The 16,871-nt window shown below is 40.6% G+C and carries 11 protein-coding genes and 1 pseudogene; 2 read left to right on the top strand and 10 right to left on the bottom strand.

Annotated features, from left to right (window positions below; translation table 11 throughout):
• Positions 1 to 163: 163 nt before the first annotated feature.
• From abc-f to KR50_RS05565, 6 genes are all read right to left on the bottom strand, one after another.
• Entirely contained in the window at positions 164 to 1,720 is a 1,557-nt protein-coding gene (gene abc-f / locus KR50_RS05595) for a ribosomal protection-like ABC-F family protein (protein WP_041056069.1), read from the bottom strand.
• A 378-nt stretch (positions 1,721 to 2,098) separates the two neighbouring features.
• Entirely contained in the window at positions 2,099 to 2,725 is a 627-nt protein-coding gene (locus KR50_RS05585; RefSeq protein ID WP_052476816.1) for a GGDEF domain-containing protein, read from the bottom strand.
• Between the two features lie 61 nt (positions 2,726 to 2,786).
• A complete protein-coding gene (locus KR50_RS05580; protein ID WP_156969472.1) occupies positions 2,787 to 5,090 on the bottom strand; it encodes a sensor domain-containing protein in 2,304 nt (767 codons plus the stop codon).
• Between the two features lie 480 nt (positions 5,091 to 5,570).
• The gene (locus KR50_RS05575; RefSeq protein ID WP_041055970.1) at positions 5,571 to 6,584 is read right to left on the bottom strand and encodes a GTPase; all 1,014 of its coding nucleotides are present in this window, start codon (positions 6,582 to 6,584) and stop codon (positions 5,571 to 5,573) included.
• A 247-nt stretch (positions 6,585 to 6,831) separates the two neighbouring features.
• Complete coding sequence (locus KR50_RS05570) at positions 6,832 to 7,668, bottom strand: STAS domain-containing protein (RefSeq protein WP_041055967.1); 837 nt, start codon at positions 7,666 to 7,668, stop codon at positions 6,832 to 6,834.
• Positions 7,669 to 7,757: 89 nt separating this feature from the next.
• A complete protein-coding gene (locus KR50_RS05565; protein ID WP_041055965.1) occupies positions 7,758 to 8,600 on the bottom strand; it encodes an STAS domain-containing protein in 843 nt (280 codons plus the stop codon).
• Positions 8,601 to 8,813: 213 nt separating this feature from the next.
• Between KR50_RS05565 and KR50_RS05560 the strand changes: the two genes are divergently transcribed.
• Positions 8,814 to 10,034 (top strand): MFS transporter, encoded by a 1,221-nt coding sequence (locus tag KR50_RS05560; protein ID WP_041055964.1) that lies wholly within the window; start codon positions 8,814 to 8,816, stop codon positions 10,032 to 10,034.
• A gap of 94 nt (positions 10,035 to 10,128) precedes the next feature.
• Positions 10,129 to 10,524, top strand: a complete 396-nt coding sequence (locus KR50_RS05555; protein ID WP_041055962.1) for a sporulation protein — start codon at positions 10,129 to 10,131, stop codon at positions 10,522 to 10,524.
• A 99-nt stretch (positions 10,525 to 10,623) separates the two neighbouring features.
• Here the strand turns inward: KR50_RS05555 and fdhD are convergent, their stop codons facing one another.
• The 4 genes and pseudogenes from fdhD to fdhF all read right to left on the bottom strand — a co-directional run bounded on the left by fdhD (position 10,624) and on the right by fdhF (position 16,731).
• On the bottom strand, positions 10,624 to 11,421 hold the full coding sequence (fdhD, locus tag KR50_RS05550) for a formate dehydrogenase accessory sulfurtransferase FdhD (RefSeq protein ID WP_408606143.1): 798 nt from the start codon (positions 11,419 to 11,421) through the stop codon (positions 10,624 to 10,626).
• Positions 11,422 to 11,682: 261 nt separating this feature from the next.
• Complete coding sequence (locus KR50_RS05545) at positions 11,683 to 12,948, bottom strand: L-lactate MFS transporter (RefSeq protein ID WP_041055960.1); 1,266 nt, start codon at positions 12,946 to 12,948, stop codon at positions 11,683 to 11,685.
• Positions 12,949 to 13,253: 305 nt separating this feature from the next.
• Positions 13,254 to 13,796 (bottom strand): annotated as a pseudogene (locus tag KR50_RS05540) (DUF1641 domain-containing protein); the annotation flags it as partial.
• A complete protein-coding gene (gene fdhF, locus KR50_RS05535) occupies positions 13,789 to 16,731 on the bottom strand; it encodes a formate dehydrogenase subunit alpha (RefSeq protein ID WP_408606144.1) in 2,943 nt (980 codons plus the stop codon). The gene fdhF and the pseudogene KR50_RS05540, both read right to left, overlap by 8 nt.
• Positions 16,732 to 16,871: the final 140 nt, after the last annotated feature.

Raw genomic sequence — 16,871 nt, 5'->3', positions numbered from 1 at the left:
GTATTATTTACTCTTTTTTTACCATTATTCTATCTAAAAACGGCGAGAAATCCCTCACTTCAAGTGAGCGTAAGCGAGTACGTGGGGGGCGTTCAAACCTCTTTTCATATTTTCGATCTGAATATACCTTAATTGAACAACCCTCACTAAAAACCGAATAGACCTAGGTTAATTGTTTTTTCAGTTCAATTAGTTTTTTAAATTCCCGATCTAGCTCTTCACTCGGATTCAAACTGAGTCTGCTGAGCACTTCAGATAGTTTCATTTCCAGTTTCATGAGGTCGTCTTCTCTTGAATCACGCGTTGTCTCTGGTTTTGGTTGATGATATTCACGATAGCCTCCCTCAAACAATGATAAATGATTGTCCTTGATAACGATCATTTTCTCTGCCACCTTTTCAATCAGACGCCGGTCATGAGAAACAAATACTACTGTCCCGCTAAAGTCGATCAACAGTTGCTCTAATGCCTCAACCGCTTCAATATCAAGATAATTTGTCGGTTCATCTAATATCAGCAAATTCAGTTCACTTAGAAAAACCTTAGCAAATGCAGCCTTCACCCGTTCTCCCCCGCTCAATACATGAATGGGTTTGAACACATCTTCTCTATAAAAATGAAGACGAGCAAGTACAGTGCGGATTAAATCCTGCGGATGAACAGACGATTCCATTACATTTTCAAGAATTGTTTTATCTGTTTGTAAAATATCAAGATTTTGACTAAAGTATCCTGCCCTTACAGCCGGTGAAAATACAGCTGCCTGCTCATTACCCATTAAACTTCGCAGGAAGGTTGTTTTTCCACTGCCATTTTCTCCAATGATTGCGACCTTTTCTCCTCCCTTGATTCGGAAAGGGGAAGTGCGATATAAAAACTTCTGCCCTGCCGACTGTTCATAGGAGTCGACAGTCACAACATTTCTGTTAGTAATGGCTTCTTCATTGGGCAGATTCATTTTTATAGGAGCATGGTGCCGGGGCTTTTCAACCTCTTCCATTTGTTCGATCTTCGTCTCCAGCGTACTTGCTGTTTTTTGCAGCTTTTTTTGTTTCTTGGCAAAGTAAGGCTTGGAGTTTGTAGCCTGCACCCCTCCATCCTTTGGTTTTACTGTAGCCCTTTCAGCCTTCAACTCTTTTTTTCGAATCGCTTCTTCAAGTTGCTTTTTCTTTTTGACATATTGATCATACGCTTCTTCATGCTGCCTTTTTTCCTGCTCTTTCAAGGCGGCGTATGCTGTGTAGTTCCCTTTATATTCTTTGATTTTCTGATCATCAATTTCCCAAATTTTCGTACAGAGTGCATCAAGGAACATCCGGTCATGAGAAACAAGCACCAAAGCACCCTGAAACCGTTTCAGCTGCTGTTCAAGCTGTGCCAGTCTTGTTAGATCAAGATTTGTGGTTGGTTCATCCGCCAGAAGAATATCTGTTTTTACGGATAAAGCGTAATTAATGTATTCCTGCGTAATCTCTCCACCGCTTTTGGTTGTATCTGTTCGCTTTAATTGAGGCAGGAGATGGCAGGAAGCATCACTTACCAGGCTGCCGCTCTCCGCATTTTCGTGTCCTGTCAGGATTGAGAGAAGACTTGTTTTCCCGCTCCCGTTACGGCCAACGAGCCCAATCCTGTCACCTCGGTAAATACGCAGTTGTTCTGCTTCAAATAACAGGACGTCCTTTACAGATTTTTTAAGTTTATTTGCTTCTAGCAGTAACATGTAATCATCCCCATTTTTGTATTTCGGGGACAAAAAAGCCCCCTGCTCGAATTCCGAACAGGAGGCATGGGCGAACAAAGGCAAAAGAAAGAAACCTCTCCCTTTTTCCACGGGTTCTGTGCATGGACCAGTCCTATTCAGAAAACGAACGATAAAAAAGTTGTCAGTTTGGAAGAACAGACTGCTCCCGTTAACCTAACGCACTTTTTATCCGAATGTTTATCTAAAAATAGGATTAGTTCCACATCGACCCGCTTCACCCTTTCGTTTAGTCGTTACATTTATGATATTCCAGAAGCTGATGGGAAGTCAAGTGAATATTCAGAAGTATTTACCGCTTCCGTTTAGTCCTTCCAAAACCACAGGCTCCTGTTCAAATTATTTTCTTCGTTTCTTTTTCTTTTCATACATAATACGATCTGCACAAATAACCGTTTTTTCAAATGAATCCCCAGGATTGCCTATGGCTGCTCCAATAGAAAATACAGGAAGCCCTTCGCTGCTCGACCGTATGGAGAGTTTTCGGTCATACTCGTCCGCTTTTATTCGGCACTCTTCCATTCCGTCAGCTTCTCCAAAAATCATGAATTCATCGCCACCCCATCTTCCTGCCAAATCCCTTGTCTTTAGTGACTGAATAATTTTATTCGCTGCTAACACCAGGGCGCGATCACCAGCCGAATGACCGAGGCTGTCATTTATATGTTTGAAATCGTCGCAGTCAATCATCATAACAAAATAATAGGCGGAACTATTTTTTCTTTTTTTCTCGATCTTTTTTAGCATCGCTCGACGATTATACAAATTCGTTAACGGATCTTTTTCGGCATAATATACCGCCTTATCATGCTGCAGGCCAGTAAGATATGCTATAGCACCAAGGATCGGATACCCCGCCCACCCAATCGGATCTACAGCACCAGTTGTAATATAGTAATAGAGTACATAAACAGTTTGGATCACTACAGTTAATAGAATCGTAGCAATTCTTCCTTTTATCTTCATCAGATCACCTATCTAAAGTGGACTTTATTGCATCCGCGACAAAACTGCTTCTAGCAGGAGGTTATGATACAGCAAGACCCGGCTGCATTAATTCTTCAAATTGATCGGTTGGGACAGGTCTGGAAAAATAAAATCCCTGTGCCACTTCACATCCGAGAAGCTGCAGCATCTCGAGCTGTTCTTTTGTTTCGACTCCTTCAGCAATCACCTTCAGATCAAGACTTTTCGCCATTGAAAGCACAGCAGAAATGATTGCTTTATTCATCGCAATATTGCTGATAAACGATTGATCAATTTTTAATACATCCACATGAAGTTTGTGCAGATAGCTAAGGGAACTGTAGCCTGTGCCAAAGTCATCAATGCTGATTTCTATCCCCAGGTTTCTCATTTTCTGCAGCGTACTGTTCACGTACTCTTCATTTCTCATAACGATTCTTTCAGTGATTTCAAATTCAAGGGCAGAACCTTTTATATCATATTTCTTTAAGATTTTAAGAATATAATCAATAAAATCCTCTTGAAAAATGCTTTCGATTGAAAGATTAATCGATACACGATCCAGCTCTATTTTTTGTTTCTTCCATTGAGCAAGCTGTTTACATACCTTAAGAATGACGTCCCGTTCAAGAGGAACAATTAGCTTTGTTTCTTCTGCAATGGGAATAAACACTCCAGGTGAAATAAAACCGTGATCAGGATGATTCCAGCGCAGCAACGCTTCAGCTCCTGTGATGACTGAATTATTGAGATTGTATTTGGGCTGATAATAAACAACTAAATCCTGGTTTTCAATCGCTTTTCTCAAATCATGTTCCAGGCTGAGTTTACTTTCCGAGACAGTGGAAAATTCAGTCTGATACTTTGTCCAGCAATTTCCGCCTTTTGTTTTTGACTCACACATGGCCAAATCCGCGTAAAGATGCAATTCATCCATATTTGTCGAATGTTCAGGATAAGAGGCAATCCCTATACTTGCGCTTAAAACAAGATCAATTCCGTTGATCGACATTGGATTTTTAAAATACTCCACAATAATTTTAGAAAGCTCTTTACCGTTTCTTTTTTCAGTCAATATTAAAAACTCATCTCCACTCAGCCTCGCTAGTAAAGTGATCTTCCCCTTACTTATATGCTCTAGTTTTTCTCCCACTTCAACCAGTAATTGGTCACCGAACGAATGGCCAAAACTGTCATTAATTCTTTTAAATCGATCAAAATCAATAATCAGGATATCGTATGCTGAATTTTGACGGCATTGTTTTTTCATTATTTGCTTAACCATTCTTCGATTTGGAAGTCCGGTGAGTTCATCATGATAAGCCAAATATTCAATTGTTTTTTTAGAGTTTTTACTTTCCGTTATATCTTCAACAATCCCGTATACCCCAATTAATTTTCCAGTCATAATTGTGCGGGTCGCCGTAATTCTTACAAACACTTTTTCTCCGCTTTTTTTATGAATCTGTGTTTCAATATTTGTTGTAACGCCGTTAACAATCGAACTAACATTTGGCCTAATCCTTTCTTTTTTAGAACCGGTAAAAAAGTCCCGTATCGTCATTGTCAGCAGTTCATTTTTAGAATAACCTGTTAACGCTTCCGCCTGTTCGTTAACATCAATAATCTTCCCTGATAAATCAATTGAAAACACTGCAAGAGGATTATGATTAAATAACGATTGAACGGAAGTTGTGCTGCGAAGCAAAATCTGATCTCCATATATATCTGGAACCAGCATTAGCAGAAGGTTTGCTCCAATCACAAAAATAAATGGAGATAAGAACAGATAAGGTTCGGCTGCAGCTTCATTAAAACTTTGAAAATCAACCAAACTTACTAAAACGATATAAGGAATTCCTGCAAGCCCCATGCCTGCTGCACAGCAGCCAAAAAACTTCCATTTGTATGCTACTTCAGAAAATTGTTCATTGGTAATTTGAATTAAGAATCTGAAAAGGGAAAGGGATGTCCCTAACGTTAAAAGAATCGTGACCACAAGAAAGATAGGAGTCACCTTAATTAGTTCATTAAACAGAATATAAAATCCTACTGAATCAGCAATCACGATCGACAGGGTAATAACGATACTTACGGCAATATAATGAATTTTTTTGCTAACGTTAAATTGCGCCATCGATAAAGCCATATAGGAAGCTGCAGATACAAGGACATAATAGGACACCATATACAGCGGGAAATTTGCCACGGTAAAGGGAAGATCTACTGATGCTGCGACAAAAAAATACGTTAGCCCAAAAGTAAGTCCCAGGAAAAGCGAACCCAGAATTAGCGTTTTCTGCTTGTTTCCATTTCCTTCTTTAACCCTTCTGCTAATCTCAACTCCTGCGATACAGCTCCCCACAGAGAACAGTATCGTTAAAAATATGTACAGTAAATTGAAATGATAATATTCCAATGATGAAAAAATGACTGTTCCCTCCAATAAATAATCGTATCTTTTATAAGGTTAATTATAACAATAAAATAGGAAAATAGTATATTTTAATTAAATAGTATTTTAAACCTACAATTTTTGTTACTTAGATTACTAAGTTAAGACCTAACAATAGAACCGTTTTTTCTATTTTTAGCCTAATGCTTTCCATTCGGCAGTTTGTAAGCCGTCTTCATAACGTTCCATCTAGTTTAATGTCACACCACCACTTCATCATGCTTTCAGCTTTTTAATGCTACAATTTATTACATAGAAATTGTCACAAAATAAAGAATGTCCCCGTGAATTTTCATTCACGAGAACATTCTCTATAATAATCTTCACAATATAGTCTAAGCAGTTTCTTTTAGCCTCACTTCTTAAGCAGGACTGGCAGATGACGAGTGTTTATACTTTGCTTTCATTTTTCTTGATAAACATTTCATAAATTGATTTCAAGGCTGCAGCATCCAGGTCGATATTATTTTCATATGCATATTTCATTGCATGACCCAGTGAAAAGGTCATTGTGCCGGCGACGCTTGCCGCAGCTGCTGAGCCAACCCCAGGGAAGGCTTTAACAATTTGTCTGAATACACTTTTCCCTATATTGCCGGCTACTGTCGCGATCGCCAGTTCCCTTGCACGTTCCTTCGAAAGCGGTTTTTCATACAGCGTTGCAAGCTTGACCATCATTCCTACCTGAATAGCGGTAATCGGAACAATATCAGCACCTGGTATTGGTGTAGCACCAATCGCAGCAGCTGATCCACTCGCTCCTAAAATCCATTTATTGGCGGTTGAAGATTTTACTTTTATACTTTTTGCGAACAGGATGTCTTTTTTTTTCTTTTTCAGCAAGTCCAGCATTTTGTTACGCAGGTCATCTATGTTTTCTCCTGTTTTTGAAGAGACCGGAATGACAGGGTGTTTTCTGTTCGTATGCTTTTTAATGTAGCCTACGATCTCAGGGATTTGTTCAGCAGCATCAATCTTATTCAGCACGATCAGAATGTTTGCATTAATCTTTTCTATTTCTGCCAATGACTTTCTTTCTCCTTCTGACAGAACGGTACCCGCAGCATTTAGAAAAAACAGAACAATATCTGCTTCCTTATAGAATTTCACCGTGACATCAGAATGCTCACGTACAATGTCATCGAGACCCGGGGTATCGACAAAGAAAATCCGGTCACGATATTGATACCGTTTGACACCTTTTGTTTCACCCGGCTTCGCACCTGTCTCTGCTACGTTATCGCCTATTAATTGATTAATTGCAGATGACTTCCCTGCATTAACATCTCCTATCATGGCGATCAGCACTTCCTGATCCAGCTGTTCATTTACCTTTTTCATTTCTTCCTCAAAATATTGATCAAACGATGCAAATTCGTCTTTGTTATACGGATTTTCTGACATCTGATTGTCCTCCCTGCGCTTCTTTTTCATTTATATCTTGGTTATTTATCGTTTGTAGTTAAACGTTTTAACTTCTAGTCTTTTACCCTTTCTCCGCCTATTTGGTAAGAAGATATAGTAAGTATAACGATTATTCTGAATAGACTAAAGAACCCGTTGTTATTTTTTACCTAAAATAGAAAATAGAGCCCTTCAAATCTTTTAAAAAACTCTTGTCGCCCCTGTTGTAAGGACGGCAAGAGCCAGATTAGAAGGTGTGTTTATTTTGAAGTTCCTCAATTGCATTTTTAAGGTTTTTCATAATGGTCATTCCTTCAAATTTAATGCCAATCTCCACTACAGCCTGTGCAATTTCCGGCCGCAGTCCGGTTAGAACCGTTTTCACGCCAATTAATTTTAATGAATCAATGACCTGTGATAGTTCATTGGCAACCATGGTATCAACCATCGGCACGCCTGATAAATCAAGGATCAAAGTAGAATTACGAAGTTCAAGACATTTATGAAGCGCAACTTCTTTTAAAATTTTTGCTCGTTCATCATCCAGTTCGCCAATAAGCGGCAAAATTGCTACATCATTAGACAAACCTACCACAGGAACTGAGTACTCAAGCACCGAACTTTGAGACTTTTTAATGCTTTCCTGATAGTTTTTTACATAGGCCAAACTAAAGACCTGACCTGCATAATCAATAATTGGATTCATAATAAGACTTATATCAATAATCTGCACAGGTGATAATTCGATATCTCCCAGTTTTTCTTTGATTGCGACCCAAATCACCGTTCGCCATGACGTTAACGTCGTCATCGCATCATCGAGTTGAACGCCACGGGAAACAGCCGCTTCTCCCGAAAGCCTTGCCCATTCCTCAGCCTTAGACCATACCGCTTCAGAGGAGTCAGCCTGAACTGCTTCCCCAAGATACTTGATAAATTCTGCCCGCCATTGATTCAATTCAATTACTTCTTCTTCACTTACACTCATATGGATAAAATCTTTATCTAGATCTTCATTCATTTTCTCAGCTAATTGATAGCTTTCCTCTACTATATATAATCCGATTCTTTTATTGGCATCCATGGAAATTCCTCCTGCTGCTTGATTTCAAAAGTATATCACATTAACATCCAGCTCTTTAATGGACCATTCTTCCATTAAAGAGCGTGACTTTATAAAGTTGATATCGTGTCTGATATTGCATGGGCAAGCGTAGATTTAATCGTGCCTTCTTCAAATTTAATTCCCAGTTGAACAGAGGTTTGTGCAATCTCAGGTCGTATACCTGAAATCGTTGTTTCAACGCCAATCAATTTCAGTCCCGTCATTAAATGAGAAAGCTGCTGGGCCACCATCGTATCGATGATTAACACACCTGATAAATCCAGGAATAGGTGTGACACTTGTTTTTCCATACATTGAAAAAGCGTGCTGTCCATGATAATTCTAGCTCTTTCGGAGTCAATATCACCAATTAAAGGAAGAAGAGCTGCCCCTTTATGCAGAACAATTACAGGAGAGCTTAATTCATTAATCATGTTTTTTTGAGACTTAATTTGCCGCTCTGATAATATAAATGCTTCCTCAACAAATAAAGTAAGAGCATGATCCACTGCTTTTGTCATCCGATCCCGCCATTCTTCCATCCGTTCCGGCGAAACCTGATCATTGCTATTTCTGGCATATGTTCTAATATAAGAGAGATATAAATTCCGGACTCTCATAAATTCCCTGATAATTTTATGAATCGGGGTCTTTTGATGCTCTATGTCTTCAGCAATAGATTTTGCCCACTTTTTAATTTCTGTATAGTAATATTCTTGTTCATCATTAAAGATCCGGTTCACCAGATAGTTGAATTCAAGATTTTGTTTTTTCAGGCCTTCTATTACATTTGGATTCCTGGAAGCATACACCGCTTGCGGATCTTCCTCTTGTATCGTTTCATACCATTCATTTGAAATTATTTTTGAATGCTCTTCTAAATAAGCGTATAATGACTTATCCTTGTCCATGTGGTCTCTCCTTTAAAAGCTGGGTATGCTACTATTTATAGAAGTTTACTTGTTAATTAGATTTTATCATGAAATTCAAGATATGGAGAATTTAAACTTTTTAATTTTATAATTTCTTTTCTTGAAGTTTTATAGTAAATGTCAGAATTCATGGACAATAATCGTTGTTTGAATCATACTAATTGATAGTAAAAGAATGAGAGGGTTAACGAAATGATACGTAATCGAAATGTTTGGATCCTGTTAACCGGTGAATTCATTGCCGGTGTGGGGCTATGGCTTGGAATTATCGGCAACTTGGAGTTTATGCAGGAGAAAATTCCTTCCGACTTTTTAAAAGCGGTTATCCTTGCAATAGGACTTCTTGCAGGTATTGCCATTGGTCCTCTTGCCGGGAGAATAACCGATCAGATGAAGAAGAAAACCGTTATGCTAGCCTCGGGGTTCGTAAGATCGATCAGTGTTGTTTTTATGCTGATTGCCATTGAAACGGGTTCGGTTTGGTGGATGATCGTCTTTCTGGTCTTTATTCAAATGTCAGCCGCTTTTTATTTCCCAGCTCTTCAGGCAGCGATCCCTCTTGTTGTAAAAGAGCGGCAGCTTCTTCAGCTGAATGGCATCCATATGAATGTCTCTACACTATCGCGCGTTTTAGGAACAGCCATTGCAGGGATTTTCCTTACCATGATGTCTCTTTCCATGATCTATGTCTTATCTCTGACTGCTTATGCCTTACTCTTCGGGGTCACCTGGCTTTTGGAAATTGACGAAAAACAAACCAAGTCTTTGCCAGATGAAGCCAAAAAACTAAACACTGGATTTAAAGATGTCTTTCCTATTATTAAAGGGCTTCCCATTGTGCTAATGACCTTGGTGCTTACCCTGATCCCGCTGCTTTTCATTGGCGGATTTAATTTAATGGTTATTAACATCAGCGAGATTCAGGACAGTGCTTCAATTAAAGGATGGATTTATACAGCAGAAGGGCTATCCTTTATGGTTGGGGCCTTTTATATTAAGAAGCTTGGCGATAGATTTTCTCCATACTCAATTTTATTTACTTTTTCGTTTATTATAGGAATCTCCCAATTCCTTCTCTATTTTGCGGATATTCCATTTATGACGATTCTCGCATTTATCGTATTCGGTTTTTCTGTAGGTTGTTTTTTCCCTACTGCAGCCACGATCTTTCAAACGCGCGTGCCTAAGGAATTTCACGGGCGATTCTTTTCTTTCAGAAATATGCTTGACCGCCTGATCTTTCAGGTAGTCTTGCTGCTGACAGGATTTCTGCTTGATATGATTGGTCTTCAGCTTATGGTCATTGTGTTCGGAATCTTGTCTTTTAGTATGACGTATGTATTTTATGTAAAGTTCCGCAAGTTAAAGACCGGAAGTTCATTGAAAGAAACCCCAGGGGGAGATCTTGCTTAATCACCGCATGAAACTTTTTACTTTCTGACCCGTATCTATCATTAGAGCTGCTAAATGAAGTAAGTTTCATTAAAGAAAGGAAGGAGCTGCTTCCATGATTAACACACTAAAAAAATGGATTTACAGAGATAAAGGGAAAGTAGATTTAATGCTGAATCATCACTCTCTGCTTCCCGGGGATAAAATATCGGGGGAATTCCTTTTAAAAGGACCTAAAAGCAAAAAGAAAGTATCGCGGCTGGAGTGCGATTTGATGTTGCTTGATAAAGAAACGAATACAGAAAAAATGGTAGAAGTCGCAACCACCATTTATATGTCTAAAGTGATTGACGATAAGGATTGGACAAAGATCCCTTTCTCTTATACCCTCCCTGCGTCCATGGCAAAATGCTCGGATGATGCCTCCTATCGGTTCAGGACTAGATTAATTTTTGCTGATAATGTGCAGTCTATTGACCATGATGAAATTAAACTTACAGAGACACATTAAAAGCGGCGGAAAAATAAACGAGAAAAAGAGCAGCATTTTCATGTTGCTCTTTTTTTAATTTAGTACATAACAAAGAACGTCCTCTCGAATCGAATACATCTAATCAAGAGAAATGCGTTCATGGTGAGTATATACATTCATTGATTGGCCCCGAATAAATCCAACTGCTGTAATATGAAGCTCTTCTGCTAGTTCGAGTGCTCTTTGCGTGGGTGCTGATTTTGATAAAACCATTTCACATCCTATTTTTGCTACCTTTAATAAAATTTCTGAAGAAAGTCTGCCGCTAAACACGATGACTTTTTCTTTTACGGAAATATTGTTTTTAAGACAATAGCCGTAAATTTTATCGAGTGCATTGTGTCTTCCGATGTCCATCCTGCTCAGTACAATACCGTTCGCATCACAAAGAGCTGCATTGTGAACGCCGCCCGTCTGTTTGAATGTGGCGGCACTGCCCTGCATTTCATCCATTAGTCTTGAGCAATCAGCGGGCGTCATTTTCACATGCCGTTCAGTCATTTTCTTAGCAGCCATAGCATCACTCGCAAATACAAATCCCTGTCTGCTTCCGCCGCAGCAAGAGGTAAGATACCTTTTATTCTGAAGACCCTCATACAAAGGATTAATTCTCTCACTTTCCACGTGCACAAATCCATTTGTTTCATCCAGTCGAATGCTCTTGATATCTTGGTAAGAACGGATAATTCCTTCTGATGCAAGATATCCAATTACCATATCCTCGATGTATTCAGGTGTGCAAACCATAGTGACGAATTCTTCCCCGTTCATTTTAATCGTTACAGCCTGTTCAGCCGCCACCTCATCTGTGACCCATTCTCCTGTCCCATTTTTTATTTTAAGAACCGTCCTGTTGAGCGTAACAGGTTCAATCATATCCATTCTCCTTTACGTTACTAGACTTAAAAGAGCTTGGGACAAAAGTGTCTCAAGCTCTTTGACCGGTTCACTTCGCTTCAGGTGGACGCTTTCCGCAGGGACGCCGCTTGAGCCCTCCTCAGGCTATGCCTTGCGGGGTCTCAAGCAAACGCCGTATCCTGCTGGAGTCGCCACCTTCCGCTCCGTTCACCTCATACTACTGATATATGTTGCCTATTTTTTAGCCTTTTTCCAGTTATGTCCCAGCCACTTATCAGTTTAACTTGCCGTGGCTGTTTTATTATTAGTTTCACGTATTTTCTTGATATTCAAACGAATTAATAGCGAGACTGCAAGCGCCACAACAAATGCGCCGGCGAAGATATACATGGTAAGCTGATAGCTGTTTGTAGCTTCCTCAATCCGTGTCACCACACTTGGACCAACAAGTCCTGCAGCCGCCCAGGCAGTGAGAATATAGCCATGAATAGCACCAAGCTGCTTTGTCCCAAACAAATCTCCAATATATGCAGGAATAGAGGCAAATCCGCCGCCATAACAAGATAAGATGACGAAAATTAAAATTTGAAAGATAATAGCATTGGTTATGTTCGGCAGGATAAAAAAGGCTACAGTTTGAATGGCGAAAAATGCTGTATAAACATTCGGCCGACCAATATAATCTGAGACAGATGCCCAGCCTATACGGCCAAATCCATTAAACAGACCCATAATACCAACCATAAGAGCCGCTGCTCCAGCTGTCATTCCTGCTATATCCTGTGCCATAGGCGATGCTACTGAGATAATGGCGATGCCGCAAGTAATATTAATAAACAGCATGATCCATAACGCCCAGAAGCGAACTGTTTTTATGGCTTCATTGGCTGTCAGCTGAGACAGATCTCCAGTCTTTTTGTCTGTTGTTTTTTCATTCAGTTCTTCTTTTGTCATTCCTTTAGGAAGGAAGTCCTTTGGTGGCGCCGCCAAGTACAGCGAAGAAAGGATCATTAGCACAAAATAAATCGCACCTAAAAGAAAGAACGTATTTGAAATGCCGATTGCATTGATGAGTGCCTCAATAATTGGACTTGCAATCAGTGAAGCAAAACCGAAGCCCATAATGGCAAGACCCGTTGCAAGGCCTCTTCGGTCAGGGAACCATTTAACTAATGATGAAACAGGTGTAATGTACCCTATTCCAAGCCCCATGCCGCCAAGTGCTCCGTAAAAGAAATAGAGAAGGTATAGGTTCCCTATACTGTCTGCAAAACCTGCTCCAATCATCCCAATTCCGAACAAGACGGAAGCAACAATCCCTGATTTTTTAGGACCATGCTTCTCCACAAAATGACCCATGAATGCAGCAGATAATCCTAAAAATAAGATTGCTATACTAAATGTGAGTGCCACTTCACTTGATGACCATCCATGCTTTTCTGTAAGAGGATTTGAAAATACGCTCCAAGAATAAACGGAACCAATTGAGATGTGTATGCCTACTGCCGCTGCTGCAATAAGCCAACGATTTTTTGTTTTCGCCATAATTGTGCTCCTTTCAGATCGAGGATCCTTCTTCTTTTAGTTTCTTTTTAGATGAAAATAGTTAAAAACATGCAGACCACTCAAGTACGGTTTTTCGAGACTTAAGCGGTTCTGCGGTTCTATTTAGTTGCCCGTTCTTTTTTCTTGATAGCTAGTGTGAGAGGGATCGAAAGCAGGGATACTCCTGCAGCTGCGAGCAGCCAGCTTTTTCCACCGGGCCTTTTAGCTGCATGCTTCTCCTTGCTGTCATGGGTCCCTTCTGATGGGATACTCGTCGGTTCGCTGCCAACTGTTCTTTGAACTCCGTCCGATTCATCCTGATCATTTTGCTCATGCTGCTGATCTTCAGGCGTTTTGGTTGTGCGCTCCAGGTCATCCTGCTTTTCACCAATCCCTTTTAAAAAGGTGATGCCCACAGCCATCGCTCTTTTTACGTCCGGATCAGTTAATGACCGGAGAAGGGTGAAGTAACCGCCCTTCTCATCTTCCTCAGATAGCTCTGAAATGCGTGCGATACCGGTATTTACTTTTAAAATCAATGGCTCAAGCTGCTGAACATTCAATGTTCCTAATGTCCCAAGCATCAGCAGAAGATTTTTCAGCGTATTGGTTGTTTCAGGAGAATCGGCTGTTTTAACCAAAATATCCATTACTTTGTCTCCCTGGGATAGGAGCGCGGTTCCCATTTCCAAAATTCCCCGGTCCTGGAGGTGATTCAGGATTTTAAATGTTTCCTGAATGGCCTCTTTATTCGCGAGAAGCATGCTTTCAATTGATTCCAGTTCACTTTTCCGGAGTTCTTCTTCACTTAACTGAAGACGATGAATGACTTTCGTTGCTTTAGCCACGGTAACTCGACTCCTTCTTAATCTTCACCAGATCACCAGGGAAGATATAATCCTTACGCTTCCATTTTTCTTCCACCTGAACGCCAATTTGCGGCTGAGGGTTTCCGTTACGGTGGTTGATTCTCGGCAGAGGACTTTCCCCTTTTGGTCTGAGAATCTCAAGCTTTGCACTGATTTCCTTATATGCCGGAGTATCTGTGTCTTTATCGGCATGACTGCTGGTTAAGAAGTTGATCGCTGCTTCTCCTGAATCATTCATAGGCAGGTAGACTTCTTTTCCTTTTACGCGATCTGTAACCAGACACTCTACTTTCACATGGCCATACGGGGAAGTGAGTCGAACGAGCGTGCCGTCCTCAAGCCCTCTTTCTTTTGCCAGCTCAGGTGAAACCTCCAGAAATGTTTTCGGCGTTTTAGATGTAATACCTTTTGATTTGTATGTCATATTTCCTTCATGGAAATGCTCAAGTAAACGCCCATTGTTTACATGAATATCGTATTCCTTATCGAAATCAAGCGGCTTGGTCCATTCAACAGGGAATAATCGTGCTTTGCCATCCGGAAATGGGAAATCCTCTGTGAACAAGAGCGGCGAGTCTGTGCCATCAGCAGCTACAGGCCATTGAAGACTCTTGTAGCCTTCAAGACGATCATAGGTTACTCCTGCGTAAAGCGGAGATAGAGAAGCTGCCTCTGCCATAATTTCGCTTGGGTGATTAAAGGTCCAATCTCCTCCCAGACGGTTTGCAATTTCCTGAATGATTTTCCAGTCCGGTTTTGAGTCTCCTAATGGATTCATCACCTGATACAGCCGCTGAATCCTTCTTTCAGTATTGGTAAAGGTTCCTTCTTTTTCAAAGCTTGGACTGGCCGGCAGCACAACATCTGCAAATTCGGCTGTTTTGGATAAGAAAATATCCTGGACAACAAAGAAATCAAGCTTTTCAAAGGCCTCATGAACATAGTTTAAGTTTGAATCCACCATGCCCATGTCTTCCCCTTTTAAATACATCATTTTTAAATCACCCGAGTGGACTGCGGCAATCATCTCGTGGTTATTTAATCCTGGTTCGGACGGTAAAGGTCCTCCCCATTTTTCTTCATATTTAGCACGAACAGCATCATCTGTGACTTTCTCATAGCCAGGGAAACGGTCAGGCATGCTGCCAAAATCGCTTGCTCCCTGCACATTGTTATGTCCGCGAAGAGGATAGCTTCCGGCACCAGGTTTTCCATAGTTTCCTGTAATGAGCAGAAGATTGGATATTGCCGTACTAGTATCACTTCCGCCAAGATGCTGCGTGACGCCCATGGCCCATAAAACAGAAACCGTTTTTACTTCTACGATTTGTTCAGCCATAAAGATTAGAGTTTCTTTCTCTATGCCTGTTACATCTGCTGCATAATCCATAGTGTATTTCTCTAAGCTATCAACATACTCCTGAAGCCCGTTAACCCGGTTTTCAAGGAAGGTTTTATCTGCCCAGCCCTGATCGACAATATATTTTGTCACTGCAGAAAGCCAAACGATATCTGTACCGGACTTCGGCTGGATAAAGAGATCTGCACGCTCCGCCATCTCATGCTTTCTGAGATCTGCGACAAATAATTTTTGGCCTTTTAATTTATGTGATCGCTTTACACGAGTTGCCAGGACCGGGTGAGATTCAGCAGTATTAGAGCCTACGATCAGCACAAGTTCAGCTTGTTCAATATCTGTGATGGATCCTGAGTCTCCACCGTGGCCGACAGTTCTGAACAGTCCCATAGTGGCAGGTGTTTGGCAGTACCGCGAGCAGTTATCGATGTTATTTGTTCCAATAACCGAACGGGCAAGCTTCTGCATCACATATGATTCTTCATTTGTACATTTAGAGGAAGAGATAAAGGCCATAGAGTCGGGGCCATGCTCTTCTTTTGCCTGAGAGAATTTAGAGGTGATCAGCTGAAGTGCTTCTTCCCATTCAGCTTCACGGAATGCATCTCCTTCCCGAATTAAAGGCTTGGTTATGCGCTCTTCACTGTTAACAAAATCCCAGCCGAATTTCCCTTTGATACAAGTAGAAATTCCATTTGCCGGTGCTTCTGCCTGTGGTTCTACCTTTAAAATTTTCCGGTCCTTTGTCCATACATCAAAGCTGCAGCCTACGCCGCAATACGTACAAACGGTTTTCGTTTTTTTAATTCGTTCATCCCGCATCGCAGATTCCATATCTGAAATGGCAAGAATGGAGCCGTATCCTGTTTCTACATTTTTTGTGATTTCGATCATTGGGCGGAGAGTTTTTTTGGCGATGCCTGTCAGAAATCCGGCTTCCCCTTCCATTCCCTTTTCCATCATGGCATTACATGGACAAACGGTAGAGCAGTGTCCGCAGGAAACACAGGAGGATTCATTTATTTTGGAGTCCTTGTCCCAAATTACGCGGGGCTTTTTTAAATTCCAGTCAATCGTCAGCGTTTCTGTCACCTGAACATCCTGGCAGGCTTCCACGCAGCGTCCGCACAGAATGCATTGATCTGGATCATAGCGGTAAAACGGATTGGAATCATCTACTTCAAATGGTTTTTCTTCAAATGGCATGCTTTGGTGATTAATCTTCATATCTTTCACTGTATTATGTATTTCGCAGCTTCCATTGTTATAGTCACAAACCGTGCAGTATAGTTCATGATTTTTCAAGATGCGGTCCATTCCGATCACTTGAGCTTCTTTTACATCCTTATGTTCAGTATCCACTACATCTCCTTCGTTTAATGATGTAGAACAGGATCGGACAAACTCCCCGTTCACCTGCACAATACAGGTATCGCATGTTTCAATAGGACCCAGACTTGGATGATAGCAAACCTGCGGCACCTCAATGGAGTGATCTGTTAACGCCTGGAGTACGGTTTGAGATTCTCCGACCCGAACATTCTTTCCATTAATCATGACCTTTTTTTGATCTGGCACGATCATCTCTCCCTCATCGTTTAATTGTAATAATAAACAGTCTTTTTACTTTGCTACCCTAAAGGAATAAATTGAAACGTTTTCTTGTCAAAATTATGTCACAATCCTACAAAAAAGAT

The sequence above is a fragment of the Jeotgalibacillus campisalis genome, from assembly GCF_000829515.1.
Lineage (GTDB): Bacteria > Bacillota > Bacilli > Bacillales > Jeotgalibacillaceae > Jeotgalibacillus > Jeotgalibacillus campisalis.
Note: the sequence above shows the minus strand (reverse complement) of the source record. Positions and strands in the feature narration are given on the sequence as shown.